At 58.8% G+C, this 651-nt stretch carries 1 protein-coding gene; it reads right to left on the bottom strand.

Translation table 11 applies throughout. The features are described from left to right. On the bottom strand, positions 1 to 619 hold a 619-nt coding region (locus CKO31_RS26330; protein WP_274607823.1), incomplete at its 3' end, for a formyltransferase family protein. Between the last annotated feature and the right edge of the window lie 32 nt (positions 620 to 651).

The following is a 651-nucleotide window of genomic DNA, read 5'->3' as shown; positions in this document are numbered from 1 at the left end:
GGCTCACCAGTCGCTCGGCGCGAATGACCGGGCCAGTGTCCACCCCTTCGTCGATATAGTGTATCGTCACGCCAACGGCGCGCAGAAACGCGTCGATGTTCCTCGTGGCGGCGATGCTTTCGATCGCGTGGACACCGCGCGCATAGGGCAAGACCGCGCTGTGACAATTGACAATGCGGGACCGTGAAACCTCGATCCACCAGGGTTTCAACAGCTGCGGCAGATACGTCACGAGCCACGGCCGCCCTTCTCTGAACAAGGACGTTACCCGGTCTCGCACCAGCGACCCGTCGATGTCCGGACCCAGGAACATCGTGTTGTGATGGTGTGACATCGAAAAAGCCGGCACACCGTACTGCTGGACCATCGCCTGCCCGGCTTCACCCAGCGGTTGGTAGAGCCTCTCCCATTCTGTCTGCCTTGCTTTACTCCAATCCGTCGCACCCCGAAATTCTGTATGAAATCGCTCCCGCCCTTCACGGATACCCGCGGCGGGCACCGGCTCCGTGCTGAGCACGCCCAAAAAATCTCGTCCTTCGCCGAAGGTGTCCAAGAATTCGGAAACCAAGAAGCAGGAATAGATCGAGTTTTCGACGACCAAGTAGAATCCGCTCTTCATGACGTTACCCGGCAGAGATGACACGCTCTATC

Source organism: Thiohalocapsa halophila, from assembly GCF_016583825.1.
In the GTDB taxonomy this organism is placed as follows: Bacteria; Pseudomonadota; Gammaproteobacteria; order Chromatiales; family Chromatiaceae; genus Thiohalocapsa; species Thiohalocapsa halophila.
Note: the sequence above shows the minus strand (reverse complement) of the source record. Positions and strands in the feature narration are given on the sequence as shown.